18 protein-coding genes are annotated in these 16750 nt (G+C 59.9%); 6 read left to right on the top strand and 12 right to left on the bottom strand.

Features of this window, described 5'->3' with window-relative positions; translation table 11 throughout:
- The 3 genes from LWH94_RS03875 to LWH94_RS03885 are packed head-to-tail and all read left to right on the top strand — an operon-like array spanning position 1 to position 1904.
- On the top strand, positions 1-762 hold the full coding sequence (locus LWH94_RS03875; RefSeq protein WP_232901306.1) for a phosphate/phosphite/phosphonate ABC transporter substrate-binding protein: 762 nt from the start codon (positions 1-3) through the stop codon (positions 760-762).
- A gap of 13 nt (positions 763-775) precedes the next feature.
- On the top strand, positions 776-1558 hold the full coding sequence (locus LWH94_RS03880; RefSeq protein WP_058341717.1) for a CbbQ/NirQ/NorQ/GpvN family protein: 783 nt from the start codon (positions 776-778) through the stop codon (positions 1556-1558).
- Positions 1559-1592: 34 nt separating this feature from the next.
- On the top strand, positions 1593-1904 hold the full coding sequence (locus LWH94_RS03885; RefSeq protein WP_232901307.1) for a hypothetical protein: 312 nt from the start codon (positions 1593-1595) through the stop codon (positions 1902-1904).
- A gap of 168 nt (positions 1905-2072) precedes the next feature.
- On the opposite strand, the gene LWH94_RS03890 is transcribed toward LWH94_RS03885, so the two are convergent.
- From LWH94_RS03890 to LWH94_RS03915, 6 genes are all read right to left on the bottom strand, one after another.
- Positions 2073-2312: a cytochrome C oxidase subunit IV family protein gene (locus LWH94_RS03890; protein WP_199456576.1), complete on the bottom strand. Its 240-nt coding sequence runs from the start codon at positions 2310-2312 to the stop codon at positions 2073-2075.
- Positions 2313-2324: 12 nt separating this feature from the next.
- Positions 2325-2900, bottom strand: a complete 576-nt coding sequence (locus LWH94_RS03895; protein ID WP_058341714.1) for a cytochrome c oxidase subunit 3 — start codon at positions 2898-2900, stop codon at positions 2325-2327.
- Between the two features lie 11 nt (positions 2901-2911).
- Entirely contained in the window at positions 2912-4735 is a 1824-nt protein-coding gene (locus tag LWH94_RS03900) for a nitric oxide reductase activation protein NorD (RefSeq protein ID WP_232901308.1), read from the bottom strand.
- 14 nt (positions 4736-4749) lie between these two features.
- Entirely contained in the window at positions 4750-5700 is a 951-nt protein-coding gene (locus LWH94_RS03905; RefSeq protein ID WP_232901309.1) for a 4Fe-4S binding protein, read from the bottom strand.
- 61 nt (positions 5701-5761) lie between these two features.
- Complete coding sequence (locus tag LWH94_RS03910; protein WP_232901310.1) at positions 5762-7177, bottom strand: cbb3-type cytochrome c oxidase subunit I; 1416 nt, start codon at positions 7175-7177, stop codon at positions 5762-5764.
- Positions 7178-7187: 10 nt separating this feature from the next.
- Complete coding sequence (locus tag LWH94_RS03915; protein ID WP_232901311.1) at positions 7188-7637, bottom strand: c-type cytochrome; 450 nt, start codon at positions 7635-7637, stop codon at positions 7188-7190.
- A 192-nt stretch (positions 7638-7829) separates the two neighbouring features.
- Here LWH94_RS03915 and LWH94_RS03920 point away from each other — a divergent pair, with 192 nt between their 5' ends.
- Positions 7830-8747, top strand: coding sequence for an AEC family transporter (locus tag LWH94_RS03920; RefSeq protein WP_232901312.1), 918 nt, complete (start codon positions 7830-7832; stop codon positions 8745-8747).
- 8 nt (positions 8748-8755) lie between these two features.
- Here LWH94_RS03920 and LWH94_RS03925 read toward each other — a convergent pair whose 3' ends face one another.
- Together LWH94_RS03925 and LWH94_RS03930 are read right to left on the bottom strand one after the other, a co-directional pair.
- Complete coding sequence (locus tag LWH94_RS03925; RefSeq protein ID WP_232901313.1) at positions 8756-9667, bottom strand: cation diffusion facilitator family transporter; 912 nt, start codon at positions 9665-9667, stop codon at positions 8756-8758.
- A 34-nt stretch (positions 9668-9701) separates the two neighbouring features.
- Complete coding sequence (locus LWH94_RS03930; RefSeq protein WP_232901314.1) at positions 9702-10598, bottom strand: cation transporter; 897 nt, start codon at positions 10596-10598, stop codon at positions 9702-9704.
- Between the two features lie 238 nt (positions 10599-10836).
- Between LWH94_RS03930 and LWH94_RS03935 the strand changes: the two genes are divergently transcribed.
- The gene (locus tag LWH94_RS03935; RefSeq protein WP_227508328.1) at positions 10837-11238 is read left to right on the top strand and encodes a DUF4175 domain-containing protein; all 402 of its coding nucleotides are present in this window, start codon (positions 10837-10839) and stop codon (positions 11236-11238) included.
- Between the two features lie 36 nt (positions 11239-11274).
- Here LWH94_RS03935 and LWH94_RS03940 read toward each other — a convergent pair whose 3' ends face one another.
- Together LWH94_RS03940 and LWH94_RS03945 are read right to left on the bottom strand one after the other, a co-directional pair.
- Positions 11275-12795: an FAD-binding domain-containing protein gene (locus LWH94_RS03940; RefSeq protein ID WP_232901315.1), complete on the bottom strand. Its 1521-nt coding sequence runs from the start codon at positions 12793-12795 to the stop codon at positions 11275-11277.
- Positions 12792-12935, bottom strand: a complete 144-nt coding sequence (locus LWH94_RS03945; protein ID WP_081697541.1) for a DUF2256 domain-containing protein — start codon at positions 12933-12935, stop codon at positions 12792-12794. Before LWH94_RS03945 ends, LWH94_RS03940 begins: the two co-directional genes overlap by 4 nt.
- A gap of 73 nt (positions 12936-13008) precedes the next feature.
- Between LWH94_RS03945 and LWH94_RS03950 the strand changes: the two genes are divergently transcribed.
- Positions 13009-13818: an HAD family hydrolase gene (locus tag LWH94_RS03950; RefSeq protein WP_232901316.1), complete on the top strand. Its 810-nt coding sequence runs from the start codon at positions 13009-13011 to the stop codon at positions 13816-13818.
- Here LWH94_RS03950 and LWH94_RS03955 read toward each other — a convergent pair.
- Positions 13815-15059, bottom strand: coding sequence for a substrate-binding periplasmic protein (locus tag LWH94_RS03955; RefSeq protein WP_232901317.1), 1245 nt, complete (start codon positions 15057-15059; stop codon positions 13815-13817). The genes LWH94_RS03950 and LWH94_RS03955 overlap by 4 nt on opposite strands.
- A gap of 92 nt (positions 15060-15151) precedes the next feature.
- Entirely contained in the window at positions 15152-16684 is a 1533-nt protein-coding gene (locus LWH94_RS03960) for a cryptochrome/photolyase family protein (protein WP_232901318.1), read from the bottom strand.
- Between the last annotated feature and the right edge of the window lie 66 nt (positions 16685-16750).

The raw sequence follows: 16750 nt of genomic DNA on the forward strand, positions 1-16750 counted from the left end.
GTGAGGGTTACCGCCGGCGGTTGGCTGTTCGTGCTTTGCACCAGTGCCGTCAGCGCCGGCCAGTTTTCCGGACCGGTGCGGCTTGAAGTTCACACTGAAGCCAGGTCTGTCACCGTCGCCAGTTACCGGCTGCAGCGTTATCTCGACACGCAGAACTGCAAGGTAGAACTGGTGTTCAATCAAGCCGGTGAGAGTGAGGGTGAGGGGCAGGGTGAAGGTCAGAGTGAGAGTGACCTGGTGTACCGGCAGGATGGCCTGGCAGACAGGCTCAAGCTCCGGGCCGTCAACGCCGATGGCCAGGATCCGGTTCCGGTCTGGGTAACCCGGAAAACCGCCGGTGTGAGAACGCTGGGGGAGCTGGAAGGGCGGGACGTATCCCTGGTAGCAGGAACCGACCCGCTCTCCGGGCGGCTTGCACTGGAGGCCCTGGCTGCCGAGGGCGTAACGCCGAAACGGGGCCAGCGTTACGAGGCCGGTGATTTCAGCTCTGCCCTGGGATTGTTGCTGCACAACAACACCCATGCGGCGGTCTCGGAACTCGGGCTGGTTACGCCGTTCCTGGAATCCCAGGGCCTGGCCATTACCTGGCAGGGAGAACCCGTTTCGGGTGCTGGCTGGTATGCCGGCACCGACACCACGAACCCAGGATTGCAGCCGTGCCTGAAAGCACTGCTTGAACTGAAACTCAGCGACGATCGCCAGATATTCAATCTTTTCCCGGAATGGGTGCACGGCTTTGCCCCACCCGATTCCCTGCAATAAAAGGAACCTGTACATGACCTTCTACCAACCCGCCGGCAACGAAGTGGAACTGTTCACCGCCGCTGCAGACAACGGCCTGCCGGTACTGATCAAAGGCCCCACCGGCTGTGGTAAAACCCGCTTTGTCCGCTATATGGCGGAAAAACTCGGTCGCCCGGTCTACACCGTGGCTTGCCACGACGACCTTACCGCCTCTGACCTGGTTGGCCGCCACCTGATCGGCCCCGACGGCACCTACTGGCAAGACGGCCCCCTGACCCGGGCGGTGCGGGAAGGCGGAATCTGCTACCTTGATGAAGTAGTGGAAGCACGGAAAGACACCACCGTGGTACTGCACCCGCTGGCGGATGACCGCCGGGAACTGCCCATCGAACGCACCGGCGAACTGCTGAAAGCCGCTCCGGGCTTTATGCTGGTGGTGTCCTACAACCCGGGTTACCAGAGCTTGCTGAAAGGCATGAAGCCCAGTACCCGGCAGCGGTTTGTATCCATGAGCTTCGATTACCCGACGCCGGATGTGGAGCAGACCATTGTTCAACAGGAATCCGGCTGTGATACGGATCTTGCAAAGCAGTTGGTGGGGCTGGCCACGTCGTTGCGTAAACTGAAAGATCACGATCTGGAGGAGGCAGCATCGACGCGGTTGTTGATCCATACGGCCTATCTGATCGCATCCGGTATGCCCCACATCGAAGCCTGCCGGGCCGGGATGATCGAACCGCTATCGGATGACGCGGTCACTGTTAACGCACTGATGGAGGTGGTGTATGCCGTATTCGGGCAGTCCGAAGAGTGAATCTCCCGGGGCGATTGCCCCGGTTATCTGGTACTTGCTGAACCTGCTGGCGTTGCCGGTTATCGGTTTCATTGTGTTGCTGACAATTGCGATGAAATCCGGTGGTGGTCATCCTTTACGGAAGGCTCACAGCAAGGCGGCAGTCTATATGTCCATACTGGGCGCGATGCTGATCAGCGGCGGCGTTGCCGTTTGCTGGCTCATCTACGGCAACACCGGGTTGTTCTGGACCTACGCAATCGTCTGGGCCGTCGTACTGCACACATCGTTTGTGCTTTGGGGCATGATTTCCCTGGCTCAGGCAATCGGCAACAAGCCGCCTGCTTTTCCGCGGCGGCTGCTGTAAGTTCGGGTTCGGTGCTGGGCAGGGTCGGGTAGGGCCTTCCAAAAACCGCTCCTTGCGGCACATCCATGTGGCGCTTCTGTTCCGCCATCCATGGCTCCACAAATTTTTGGAAGGCCCTACCCGACCCTGCCGGCTGAACTGGCTCATTGGATTCCGCGGCGGCTGGACTTAGCCTGTCAGATGAATGCCAGCCAAAACTGAAACTACCACAATCGCCCAACCTTGAGCGGCCATTCTCCAGCCCCAGGGAGCGTGTTTCATTTCCATGAAGTGGTCTACCAGCAAGACCGCTTTTACGATTACTAAGGCGAACACCAACCACACCAGAACCGACATGTCGGCGCCAGCCTGCATGGCCACAACAGGAGCCATGGTGCAGATCATCAGGGCGATATAAACCGCTAGCATCAGAAAGTCTCCTCAGGCCAGAACGTAGAGCATCGGGAACAGCACCAGCCACACCAGGTCGACCATGTGCCAGTAGGAGGCGCCGGATTCCATGCCGTTCATGTCGTCGCCGTTGTAGTCGCCTTTTTTCACCTTTACCGCGAGAACCACGAGGATGATCTGGCCCAGTACCACGTGCATGAAGTGGAAGAAGGTGAGGAAGAAATAGAACATGAAGAAGGTGTCGGTGCCCAGGTTGTAGCCGTTGGCGTAGAGGTCGGCGTATTCGTAGAGCTTGCCGAAGGTGTAGATGGACGACGCGGCGATGGCGGCCCAGAGCAGGGCAGCCGTGCCGGTTTTGCGGTCGCGCAGGCGATGGACGGACAGTGCGACCAGGTAGCTGGCGGTGATCAGGCCGATGGTGTTGACCAGGCCAGTCCAGGGATGCAGGGCCGCCTTTCCAGCGGAGAAGGTGGCCGGGTCCATACTTCGGGCTACGCCGTAGCCGATGAACAGGATGGCGAACACGGCCAGTTCGGCAAAGATGAAAAACCACACGGCGATGTCGCCGGGCAGGTGCCGCCCGCGGGCGGCTTGAACATCAGCCATTACAGTCTCCGTTAACGGGTCAGGTTCATGTACAGCTTGGGTAGCTGGCCGGGCAGCTGGGTCGGGTCTTTGATGACCACGAAGTTGCTGCTGCCGAATACGTAGGGTAGGTATTCGTTGGCTTCTTCGTCGATGGTCACGCAGAACGGGGTCAGCCCGGCTTTGTGGGCCTCCTGCACGGCCATGCGGGTGTCTTCCACGCCATAGCGGCCTTCGTACAGGTCCAGGTCGTTGGGTTTGCCGTCGGTCAGCAGCAGCAGGATTTTCTGGTGTTCCGGGCGGGCCTGCAGCAGTTTGATGGACTGGCGGATGGCCGCGCCCATGCGGGTGTAGTAGCCCGGCTCCAGGGCCTGTATCCGGCCCCGTGTGGTGTCGTTGTATTGCTCTTCAAAGCTCTTGATGTGGTGGAAGCGGATGTGGTCCCGTCGCCGTGACGAGAAGGCAAACAGTGCAAACGGATCGCGGCTGGCGGTGAGTGCTTCGCTCAGCAGTTGCAGGCCGTCCCGGGCAATGTCGATCACCCGCTGGTGGTTGTTGATGTAGGTGTCGGTAGAGAGGGAAATGTCGGTCAGCACCAGGCACGCCAGGTCCCGCTGGTTCTGTTTGCACTGGCGGAAGAGTTTCTGGTCTACCTCGCCGATGCCGCGTTTGTGCTGCACCATGCGTTCCAGGCAGGCGTCCAGGTCCAGCTCTTCGCCTTCCAGTTGCCGGCGCTCCCACTGGCGCAGGGGCTTCAGGGCGCTGAACTGGCGGCGCAGGGTCTGGGCAGAGCGGTTCAGGTGCTCGGGCAAGGGCGAGGGCACAGCGTCTTTGCTCAGCAGGGGCTGCAGGCAGCAGAATTTTTCCCGGTAGTCCTGCCGGCGCCAGTCCCATTCCGGCAGGTGAATGCCCGGCCCCAGGTGCAGGTCGTCGTTTTCTTCCGAGGGCAGGTCCAGGTCAAACTTGATGGCGGAAGACGCTTCGCGGCGGTCCTGGGACACGGAGATCATGTCCATGTCGTCGGCCACGGCGTCGGCGTCTTCCTCTTCGCTGTCGTCGCCGGCGCGGTCGATGGGAATGAATTCAGACCAGGAAAACAGGCTTTCCAGCCGGAACAGCATCAGCCCCTGATCTTTGTCGAAGGCATCCACCCGCTCGGCGCGGCGGCGTTTCCGTTTTTTGGCCAGGCCGCCGGATTTCGACATGGTGTTGTCGTCGCCAATGATCTGACCTTTGAGTTTTCCACGGCCCAGTACCGGATACAGCCAGAGCACCACCGGCCAGGGATCGGTCAGGGCGTCCGGCAGGTCGTCTACGCTGCCCGGGTGAATCAGGGCCTGGCGAATGGCGGCTTCACGCTTGCCTTCGGTGCCTGGCAGGCTCTCCGGCGCAGGCCGCCACCGCAGCGTGTGTTTGACCAGGCGCTGGTACATGGGCTCAAGGCCGGGCCAGCGCTCAAGTAGCTGCTGCACCATGGCCTGATTACCTTTGAGCCAGCTGTGGTGGTTAATCTCGCCCAGAGAGGCCAGGGCGCCAAGCCACAGGTACAGCTCCCGGTTCACCTTGCGGGAGGGAAACAGCGCCAGGCGGTCTGGCAGGCGCAGGCTTTCTTCGTCCCGCCAGGCCAGTTCGAACTTGCGGTGTGTTCCGGCCAGCTTCTGCAGGAACTTCCGGCGAATCTGGAAATGCCGGGGTTCAGCCGTCACCAGGCTCAGGGCGGGATCGCCGCCCATGGCCCGGAACAGCACGCCCAGCGTGCGGGCTTCGTCTTTCAGGTGCACGGCGTACTCGGGGAACTCGCCCATGGCCTGGCGGGTTACGTAGTCGTGCCATTTAAGTCCGACCCACTCTTCCATTTCGTGTCCTCGTATCAGGCCCGTGTCTGGCGCGGGGTAGATTCCACCTGGCGCACGGGAATCAGCACCGTCTGCTTGCCAGGTTCGCCGGGCTCCCAGGTCAGCAGGGAGCCTTCAGGGTTTTCTTTCTGCACCTCGCGGCAGGCGCTGACGCACTGCAGGCACTGGGTACAGCTGAATTTTGCCCGCTTGTGGCTGCGGGTGGGCAGGCGCATGGGGCAGGCTTCGTCGCAGGCCTTGGTGCAATCCCGGCAGGCGGCGGCCCGCTTGGTGTCGAAGGTCACTACCCGGCCCTTGCCGTTGGTCATCCAGGCGATGCTCTGCACCAGGCCTACGGCGCAGCCGTATTTGCAGAACAGGTGCCGGGCGAACAGAAAATCGAAGGTAAACACCGCGGTGGCTACCGCCAGGAAAATGCCCGGGTACAGGCTGAGTTGGCCGGTGACCAGGTCGGTATACAGAGGGATAGGCGGCAGCAGGTAAGACAGCAGCGCCAGTGCCCAGGAAAAACCGATCAGCGTGCACACCAGGGTCAGGCCGGCCCAGTGGATGGCCTTGCCGGTGCTGCCTTTTTTCAGCGCTTCCCACAGGGTAGGGCGACCGGTAACGCGGGTCATCAGGTCGTTGATGGTTTCTACCACGGAAAAATGCGGGCACAGCCAGCCGCAATACAGACGGCCCCATTTGAAGGCAATCCAGAGTACCAGTGGCACCAGTACCAGGATGGGCAGAATGAACCAGAACAGTATCTGGCCCGCTACTTCGGCCGGGGTGCTGTGGGCAACCCAGTCCAGGTTCAGGTTAAACGACAGGGGGAAGCCCAGCAGGATGAAGCGGGTTTCGGTTAGGTCGTAACGGAAAATATTGAGAACAGGCGCAAGCAGGAACAGCAGGAAGAAGGCGCTGCGGGTAATCAGGCGCTTCTGCTGAAGGGTGTCTTTCGGGTTGACGGTTTGCGCATGCACAGGGCTTGTCCAGAATTTCGGAAATGTGCCGGGGCCCGGAGGCCCCGGCGGTTATGCCTTATCAGGCATCTTCAGTGGCGGGACCACGGACTTCTTCGGCAGGGCTGGCCTGACCTTTGATGAAGAAGCTGCCGAGGTAAACCACCAGGCCGGCCATGAAGAAGGCACCGGCTACGAATCGCATCCAGTAGAACAGGGCAATCTGATCCTGGCCTGCCATGAACGACATGGCACTACCGCTTTCCGGAATACGCTGCAGCCAAACCTGCAGTACGCCGGCGCCGGTCAGGAACAGGGTGATGAACACCATGGAGATGGTCATCAGCCAGAAGCCCCACATTTCCACAATCTGCGCCGTGTTGCTGTTGCCGTAAGGACGGCCACGCATGATCGGCACTGCGTAGGAAATGATGGTCAGCACGATCATCACGTAGGCGCCGTAGAACGCCATGTGGCCGTGGGCCGCTGTAATCTGGCTGCCGTGGGTGTAGAAGTTCACCGGGGCCAGGGTATGCAGGAAGCCCCACACGCCAGCACCCAGGAACGCCATCACGGTAGTACCCATGGCCCACAGCATGGCGGCCTTGTTGGGGTGGTTGCGGCGGCGACGGTTGATCATGTTGAAGGCAAACACCACCATCATAAAGAACGGCAGAGGCTCGATGGCAGAGAACACAGAGCCCAGCCACAGCCAGTATTCAGGCGGCCCGATCCAGAAGAAGTGGTGCCCGGTACCGATGATGCCGGAGATCAGTGCCATGGCAATGATCACGTACAGCCACTTCTCGATCACTTCGCGGTCCACACCGGTGAGCTTGATCAGCACATAGGCCAGGATAGCGCCCATGATCAGTTCCCACACGCCTTCTACCCACAGGTGTACCACAAACCACCAGAAGTACTTGTCGGTAGCCAGGTTGCTGGGGTTGTAGAAGGAGAACAGCCACAGTACTGCGAGGCCGATCAGGCCGGTGATCAGTATGATGTTAACGACGGTCTTACGGCCCTTGAGGGCAGTCATTATGATGTTGTACAGGAAGCCAACACACACAACGGCAATACCGATCTTGGTTATGGTGGGCTGCTCGAGGAACTCCCGCCCCATGGTGGGCAGCAGCTTGTTCATGGTGACCTCCGCCAGGGTGGCGTAGTCCACGAACAGGTAGCCCAGAATGGTCAGGGTGCCGGCTACAGCGAACACCCAGAACAGAATCCACGCCAGCAGCGGGCTGTGCAATTCAGTTTGAGCTTCTTCCGGAACCATGTAGTAGGTTGCGCCCATAAAGCCGAACAGCAGCCAGACAATCAGCAGGTTGGTATGAACCATCCGCGCAACGTTGAAGGGAATTTCCGGAAACAGGAAATCGCCCACAACGTATTGGAGACCCAGAATCAGGCCGAACACAATCTGGCCGGCAAACAGAATCAGGGCAAAGATGAAGTAGGGCATTGCTACCCTTTGAGATTCGTATTTCATGTCTGCTCCCTTACCCTTCGATGTTGGGTGGCCAACCGTTGTCGTCGATCTTGGATGTCCACTCCAGGAAGGCGGCCAGGTCTTCGATCTCGGAATCGCTCAGATTGAAGTTAGGCATCTGGCGCCGGCCCGGGATATTGGTGGGCATGGCGTTCATCCAGGCTTTCATGTAGGACTTGAAGACCTCGGTATCACCACCGCCACGGCGGTCGAATACGTTAGCCAGTTCCGGAGCGAAGTAAGCACCTTCGCCCATGAGGGAGTGACAGCCAACACAGTTGTTGTTCTCCCACAGGTGTTTGCCCCTGACTACCTGCTCGGTCAGTTGGTCGCGGTTATCCCGCTCGGGCATAGCTCGCAGCTGAGTGTCAAAAGTCAGGGCCAGGAACAACAGGACGAAGAACGTACTTCCCCCCAGATATATGTTCCTGGCCATGCTTTTGGTAAAGCGCTCGGCCATTGGTCTCTCTCCTTGGTTGTTTCAAATACCTGACTGCCCCACTAGGATATAAAGATGCATTCCTAATGCTGTTGATGATTATCAAAGAATGCCCGGTGTTTCTCTATTGCGCCGGGGAGTTACCTCCAGATGGGTAGGTGTTAGACTTCGCCGCCGTCCTGTCTGTAAACAATCTGCCCATATGGAGTGTCGATGGCCGCTGCACTTGCCCTTTTCTTCAAGCTGATCCCGCTTTACGTCACGGTTGGGCTAGGCTGGATTGCCGGCCGTTACCTGGAGGCCAGCGGCCGGCACATTGCCGGCATCATGCTCTACATCGTCACGCCGTCTGTGGTGTTTTCCGGTGTCATGGCGGCGCCGCTGTCGCCGGAAGTCATCCTGTTGCCGTTCCTGGTGTTTGGAATTTCCTCGTTACTGGGCATTGTTCAGCTGAAGCTGGCGAGGAAAGTCCTTACCGATGGCAGTGCCAACATCATCCCCCTGTGCGTGGGTTCCGGTAATACCGGGTACTTCGGGGTGCCGGTGGCGCTGCTGCTGTTCGGAGAAGAAGGGCTGGGGCTTTATATCGTGTGCATGTTGGGCACCACCCTGTTCGAGAACTCGGTGGGCTTCTACCTGGCGGCCCGGGGCCGATACAGTATCCAGGATGCGCTCTGGCGGGTGCTCAAGCTGCCTTCGGTGTACGCTTTCCTGGCGGCCGTGGCCCTGAACCTGGCGGGGGTGGGCATTCCGGATATCTTCGTGCCGTTGTTCGACAACCTGCGCGGCGCCTACAGCATGCTGGGCATGATGATTATTGGCATGAGCATTACCAGCTTCCGGGGGCTGGCGGGTAACGTCCGGTTCACGGCGCTGGCGTTTTTCGGCAAGTTTGTGGTCTGGCCGCTGGTGGCGATCCTGTTCTGGTGGGTCGATTCCACAATTCTGGGCGTCTACGAGCCGGCCGTGCACCAGGCCATGTTCCTGATTTCCATTACACCGATCGCGGCCAACACGGTGGTGATTGCTACCCTGCTGGATACTTCGCCCAGGCAAGCCGCGGGCACGGTACTGCTGACGACGCTGTTTGCACTGGCGTTTATCCCGGTGATGATCTCACTGGCGTTCTAGGGCATCCGTTAGTGGGTTGTCCCGTTCGGGCAAGGGGCGCCGCCCCGCTCCCATTGAATGGTGGTGTGATGGATGTTGAACTCGGCCGCCAGCATGGACGAGGCCTGGTGGATGGCCTCGTCATCGCCCTCGGGATCTGGCTTGACCAGGTGCACCGTCAGGGCATTCTCGGTGGTGCTCAAGGCCCATATGTGCAGGTGGTGGGCAGACTGCACGCCGGGCAGGTTTTCCAGGTGTTCCCGCACGGCAGCCGGGTCGATTCCCCTGGGAACGGCATCCAGCGCCAGGTTGATGGATTCTTTCAGCAACTGCCAGGTACCCAGGAAGATCACCACGGCAATAATCAGGCTGATCACCGGGTCGATCCAGGCCAGGTCGGTGAATATCAGTATCGTGCCTGAAATCACCACCCCGACCGATACCGCAGTATCGGCGGCCATATGCAGGAAGGCCCCGCGAATGTTCAGGTCACCCTTCTGGCCTTTCATGAACAGCATCATGGTGATGCCGTTGATCACAACGCCGATGCCGGCCACCACAACCACCACAAGGCCCGCGATTTCTCCCGGATTGCCGAGCCGCTGGAGGGCTTCCCAGGTGATACCGCCCACCGCGGCAATCAGAATCAGGGCATTGAACAAGGCTGCCAGGATGGTGGTTTTCTTCAGGCCATAGGTTTTGCTGGTGGTGGCCGCTTTGCTGGCAAGCCAGCTTGCGGCCCAGGCCAGGAGCAGGCCCATCACATCACTCAGGTTGTGCCCGGCATCGGCAATCAGCGCCAGGGAGCCGGACAGCACGCCGTACACCGCTTCAATCACTACAAACAGGGTGTTCAGGATCACCGCAATGGCAAAGGCGCGGTTGTGGGTGTCGAACTGGTGGCTGTGATCGTGGCCGTGGCTATGGTCGTGGCTGTGCATGGTTTCCTCGTTTGGGGAATGTTCTGGCGGCGGCTTAGCCCTTCAGTGCCAGGATGCGCCGGGCTCCGCTCAGTACAATGAAGCCGACAATGGTGCCGATGACCAGGTCCGGATAATTGGAGCCAGTCCAGGCCACCAGGGCGCCGGCAACAATGATGCCCAGGTTGATGATCACATCGTTGGCGGAGAAGATGTAGCTGGCCTTCATGTGGGCGCCACCTTCACGATGCCGGGAAATCAGCAGCAGGCAGGCGGTGTTGGCGATCAGGGCGACTACCGCGATAGCCATCATCAGCGTGGACTCCGGCTCGCTGCCGAAGACAAACCGCCGGCCCACCTCAAGCAACACCCCGAGCGCCAGGATAAGCTGCAAAATGCCGGCAACATGGGCTGCCCGCACCTGCATCTTCACGCCATGGCCCACGGCGTAAAGCGCCAGGCCATAGACTGCGGCATCTGCAAACATGTCCAGCGAATCTGCTATCAGCCCGGCAGACTGGGCGATCAGCCCCATCACCATCTCAAACACGAACATCAGGCCATTGATGGCCAGCAGGATCCAAAGCGTGCCGGCTTCCTGTTGCTGGCTTGCCCCGGAATCGGCAGCTGCCTGAATGGTTTCCGTACTGGCCTTGCGGGTATCCCGGAGCTCCGCTCCGAGCCCCAGGGTGGAGAGCTTGTCGGTAATTGGCGAGGCCTCTCCGTTATGCAGTACCTCAAGGGTGCGGCCCGGCAAATCGAACGACAGGCCCTGAACGGCGCTGAAACCGCCCAGCGCCATGCGAATCATCCGCTCTTCGGAGGGGCAATCCATCCTGGGGATCCGGTAGGTGCTCAGCCAATCGCCGGACGCGTCATTGATATCGCTCCGGGCCGTTTCGCCTGCTGCAGGTTTACTGTTGCTGCAGCAGTTGTTGCAGGAAGTGCTCATTCATAGCTCCGGTTCATGAATCGGGTCATCCTATTAGAAAACCTGTTAGTTACTGCAGGGTCAAGACAGTTTGCGCAAAGAAGGATCATGGTCTTAACTGTAAGAGATGCTCATCAATAATGATGAAGAGGAGGATCTCATGAACAGGTTTACGCGAATAGTCGCATGCTCCGTTCTGGTTTCAGCCCCCTTGCTGGTTTTTGCCCAGGGCAACTCTGGACAAATGCCCCGTGGAGGCATGATGAATCAGGGGGGCATGATGAACCAGGAACAGATGCAGCAAATGCATCAGAACATGTCTCAGATGCAGGAGATGATGCAGGAAATGCGCAACGCCAAGTCCGACGCCGAGCGCCAGCGTATCCGCGAGCAGCACATGGAGTCCATGCAGCAGCACATGCAGTTGATGCGTGGAGGCGCAGGCCCGGGCATGATGGGACAGCGCCAGGGGCCGTCGGATGGTGGTCAGGGCATGGGTAACCAGCCCAAAGGCCAGGCCGGTGGTATGGGCCCCCGTTCCGGCGGTGCCGGTATGGATCCGGAACAGCGCCTGGAAATGATGGAGCAGCGTATGGAGCATATGCAACTGATGATGGAGCAAATGCTGGAGCACCAGGCGCAGAGCCAGAGAGGGCGGTAAACAAACTTGGAGTTTGTTGTTTTTCCGTTGAGTGATTTAATCAAATAAAGACAGCTGGTTGTCCTGTGTCTGCTTGGCTGCCGCTTTCGGCCGTGTTTGATGCGGCCCCTTGCGGCTGCCGTGGCGATCCAGTACCCGGCCAGTCTCTTCCCGGCTTATGTGTTGTTTCCGGAAGTCGCCCACCGCCTTGCGCGCTGCCCGGGCCGCCTGTTCATGGTCGCACACCGGGGCAATGTAGGTGTTGCCGCCGAACTTCGCTTTCTGGGTGGGCGTCATCAACCAGGGGGTATGGATCATTTCCCGGGGTACCCCGGCCAGCTCGGGAATCCAGCGCCGGATAAATTCGCCGTTCGGGTCCAGCTTCTGGCTTTGCAGCACCGGATTGTAGATTCGCAGGGCATTGATGCCGGTCAGGCCGGATTGCATCTGGGCCTGGGAATAGTGAATGCCCGGCTCGAAATCGGTGAACAGTCGTGCCAGGTGCAGGGCCGGGTCACGCCAGTGCAGCCAGAGTTGATAGCTGGCCACGGCCATCAGCATTGCCCGCATCCGGAAGTTGAGCCAGCCGGTGTGCTGCAGGCTGCGCATGCAGGCATCCACCAAAGGCCAACCGGTTTGCCCTTGCTGCCAGCGCTGTAGCCGTTCGGAATTGTTCGGCCCGGTTTTCATGCCCTCCAGTTCCCGGTGCATGGCGCGGAACTCCAGCTCCGGCTCGTCTTCAAGTTTCTGGATGAAGTGGCAATGCCAGTGCAGACGGGAGCGGAAGCTGGTCAGGCTTTTCTGTTTCCGGGGCAGGGTATTCCGATGATTGCCGGCCGCCTTGGCCTGTTGGTAGATCTCCCGGAGGCTGACGGTGCCGTAGGCGATATGGGGGCTCAGCCGGGAACAGGCGCGAACCGCCGTGTTCGGGCTGGAGATGTTGTACTGGTAACCCACGCACCGGCGTTCCAGAAACGACGCCAGTAACTTCTCACCGGGGCTGCTGCCGCCGGTTTGCCGGCCCGGGCACGGGTCTGCTCCGGTGGCGCCCGGTTCAAGGCTACGCCATGCCACAGACGGAATAGAGCCGACAGCGGGTAGGCGGCGGGGTGCCTCAAGCGCGGGCTGTCTCATCAGTTCTGTCCAGGCCCTGTCCCAGATGTCCCGGTCTTTAAGCCGGCGAATCACGCCGAACTGGTTCCACTCTCTGAACTCCACCTGGTTGTCGGAACACCACTGGAGAACAGCCTTGTCGCGTTCGAAGGTCCACTGGCCGCCGGTTTCCTGATGGCAAAACACTCTCCGGATGCCATGGCTGGCTTTGAGCTGACGGAGCGCTTCGATAACCGACCCCCGGGTGACTACCAGTTGGTTGCCCGCTGTTCGCAATTGTCGATCCAGATCATCAAGGGAGTCGCGGATAAAACCCCATTGCCGGCCGCTGGTGTCTGGCTGCTGCCAGTATTCGTCTTCAATGACGTACAACGGAATCACCGGTTCAGCCAGAGTCGCGGCAGCCACCAGCGGGGCGTGATCGCGGGTGCGTAGATCACGCTTGAACCAGGCCACGGTGGTCATGGCTGCGTGCTCCGGGCGCGGCGGCAGCGTTCACTGCAATAGCGAACATTGTCCCAGTCTTTTGCCCACTTCTTGCGCCAGGTGAAGGGGCGCTGGCAGACCGGGCAGGTTTTTTCGGGTAGGTGTGGTTTTTTGTGCATCCGCGGTTTTTGGTTTTTACTGAGGGTATGGGTTTTGATGGATATACGTGACTGAAACGGCAAAGGTTTTCTTATGACCAAACTGAACGAAGGACTGCAGCCCCCATCGGTCCTGATCTTCGACTGGCACGCCACGCTGGTGGATACCCTCGATGCCATGTACCACGCCGTGGACGACATGTTGCCGGACTTCCACAAGCTGGGACTGATGGACCGGATGGTGGCGCCGGAAGACAGCAAGACCCCGGAAGATGCCCGGCTGGTGGCGTACGTGCGGGAATTTGCCAAGCTACACCCGAAAGTGAAGGCAGACCGGAAAATCTCCCGCACGGATATTTTTGAAGTGCTGTTCGGCGACGACCAGGACGCCAAGCAGATTGCCCACAAGGCCTTCAACCATCACTACCGTAACCACTACGGTACGGTGAAAGCATTCGAGCCCCGGGTGCGGGATGTGCTGGAGGGATTGCGCCGGCTGGGCATCCAGGTGGGGGTAATTACCAACCGGGACCGGGAGTTTTTCGAGCACGAACTGGCAGCGGTGGAAGACACCGGATGGACCCACCTGTTTGAGGTGGATGTTTGCGGCGACGACACCCCCTTGCGCAAACCGCACCCGGACCAGCTGTTACTGGCGGTACAGAAACTGGATTACCCGCCGGACCCCAGCGTCTGGTACGTGGGAGACTCCACCACGGATGTGATTGCGGCCAAGCGGGCAGGGATGACGGCGGTATTCTTTAACGGTGCCCAGTGGGACTTGCCATGGCTGAACCGGATTTTTCCGGGCACCCACAAACATCCGGATAAACCGGATGTGGTGGTGAATTATTTCTCGGAGTTCTGGGCGCTGGTGCTGGCCTGTGAGGTAGGCCCGCCTTAATCGCTGGCGCCTTTCAGGGCTTCTTCGATGGCAAGCCCGATGGACAATACGCCTTCTACGCCGTTGTTCGGCTCGTCCAGCGGCAGGGGAAAGCTGACGATCACCTGGAACCGGCTGGTGGATGCATCGTAGCGAATCGGGGATACCCAGAAGTCTTGCTTGCGGGTTAAGCCCTGGCTGGTTTCTTCAACCAGGTCCTGGAACTTTGCTTCATCCCCCTGCCAGTAATCGGAGGACAGTTGGCTCATGGCTGATAGGGCACCCTGGCTGTCGATCAACAGAATCTCGGTAACCAGAGGGGTTTGCTTCGACTGCCAGTTTGCCAGGGCCCGGGAGGCTGGAAGTTCCAGGATCTGGCGGGCCAGGGGTGTCATGCTGGCCGGGGCCAGTGCCTGCCAGACGGTGTCCTGGGTGAGGATGTCGGTAACGGTGTTGTAGTGGCTGCCCTGGTGCAGGGCTCTTTGCAGGTCTACCTCGCCTGCCAGGCTGCGGGCCAGTTCTCCGGCTATCCTGGTTACCTGCTGGTGCTCCTCGCCGGATAATTGTGTCTGGGAACCCATGCAGGCGGGCAGGCTGAGGTTAAACCGGTTCATGAAATCCGGGTGCCGGGTGACAAATTGCGGGTTCAGGTACAGGTGTAACGGGGCGTAGCGCAGAAAGGTGTGCTGAATACCCTGATGCAGCTCCGGCTGGTTTTCCCGCAGCCCGGACATCACTCGCTCGTCCAGCAGGGCCAGGTCGATGCGTTTTCGTTTCAGCAATGCCGGCAACTGGCTGGCGCTGCCCACAGCAACAAAGGCTTCGAGCCCTTGCTGCCTCAGCCAGAGTTCTTCATTGCTGCCACCCACCACGCCAATGCGGGCGTTTTCAGGTACCGGTTGCTCGCCGGTGTAGAACCAGTGCCATTTCTCCAGGGCAACCGGGTGGCTTGCCCAGGCGCTCTGGTCCAGCTCCGGTGAGCGGTCGACTGCAAAGTAGCCGTCCACCAGGTTGCGCTTCAGCGAATACAGGGCGCGGTTCTGGGGGACCAGTCTGATCTGGGTATGGGCTCCGGCCTGTTCCATGGCGCAGCGTATGGTGTCTGCGGTTTCCCCGGCAACCTCCGGGCCATTGGGTGTCTCATTGGCGTATTGGTAGGGCGGGGAATGAAAGGTGTAGAGGGTGTAAACCCGATGGTCCGCTGCCGCCTGGGCGGCAGCCACAGCCAGAAACAATCCGATTGTCAGAGACCGAATCTGCATAGTTTGGCGAGCATCCCTGTGACCAATTTGTGAAAAGTGCCAGAAGCATAGCAGTGATTGCCCAATATTTCTGCTGGCAGCGGGGCCCCGGTTCACAGGTTTTCGATGTCCTTTAACAGCTCGTCGGCCCGGGCCAGAATCGCTTGCCGGCGTTCCGGGGCTTGTTTGTCCCAGTTCCGGTACATCATGGTCATGCGCGGATTGTTGGCAAAATCCTGCCGGTGCCGGTCGATAAAGTGCCAGTACAGGCTGTTGAACGGGCAGGCCTTATCGCCGGTGGCGTCCTGCACCCGGTAGTGGCAGTTCTGGCAGTGGTCAGACATGCGCTGGATGTACTTGCCGCTGGCGGCGTATGGCTTGGAGCCCAGGTAGCCGCCATCGGCGTGCATCACCATGCCCAGGGTGTTGGGCAGTTCCACCCAGTCGAAGGCGTCGATATACACCGCCAGGTACCAGTCGCAGATGGCTTCCGGTTTCACCCCGGCCAGCAGGGCAAAGTTGCCGGTCACCATCAGCCTCTGAATGTGGTGGGCATAGGCGTTACGGGCAGTGGCGTCGATGGCTTTGTGCATGCAGCGCATCTTTGTATCGCCGGTCCAGTAGAACCAGGGTAGCTCCCGGGTATTGCCCAGGCGGTTTTCCTCGGCGTAGGCGGGCATCAGCAGCCAGTAGATGCCCCGCACGAATTCCCGCCAGCCGATGACCTGGCGGACAAAGCCTTCCACGGCGTTCAGTGGCGCCCGGCCGGCGTGCCAGGCTCGTACCGCTTCCTCGCAAACCTCCGTCGGCTCCAGCAGCCCGGTATTCAGGTAGGGCGACAGAATGGAGTGGAACAGCCAGTCTTCGTTGTCTGACATGGCATCCTGGTAGTCGCCGAAGCAGGGCAGGGCAAAGTCGACAAAGTGGCCAAGGGCCTGGCGGGCCTGTTCGGCGGTGACGGCGTAGTGGAAGTCGTCTGTGGTGCCGAAATGTTCCGAAAAGTGCTCGTTCACCAGTTCGATTACGTCAGTGGTGATGGCATCCGGTTCCTCCCGGAACGGAGCCGGGGCAGGAGGTTTGCCGGTCCATTTCTTGCGGTTATCCGCATCGAAGTTCCAGTGGCCACCTTCGGGTTGGCCATCTGGCGTCATCAGCAGGCCGGTTTTCTTGCGCATCTCCCGGTAGAAGAACTCCATGCGCAGCTGTTTCTTGCCCTCGGCCCAGCGGGCGAACTCGTCAATGGCGCACACGAAGCGGGTATCCGGGCGGATTTCGACATTCAGGCCCAGCGTTTTATGCCACTGGCTGACCTGGTTGTGTAAACGCCACTCACCGCACTCCGTGGTGATCACGCGTTCCGGTCGGTGTTCCCGGGCCAGCTCCGCTATCACCTGTTCAACAGATTGAGCCGGGTTGTCCGGGTGGTAGCGTTGGTAATGCACCCGCCAGCCTTCGCGTTCCAACTCCTGCGCAAAGTGCCGCATGGCGCTGAATATGAATGCCAGCTTCTTCTTGTGGTGGTTGGTGTAGCTGGCTTCGCTGTGAACTTCGGCCATCACGATCAGGTCGTTTTCCTTGTCTGCGCCATCCAGGGCAGAGAGTCGGGGGCTGAGCTGATCGCCCAGAATCAGGATGAGATTGGCCATGTCGGGCTCCGGCTGAGTTTATCCTTTAGAGGTAGGCAGAATACGCCATGGGCGCAAGGGTGGTTC

This window comes from Marinobacter sp. G11 (assembly GCF_021282325.1).
Taxonomy (GTDB): Bacteria; Pseudomonadota; Gammaproteobacteria; order Pseudomonadales; family Oleiphilaceae; genus Marinobacter; species Marinobacter vinifirmus.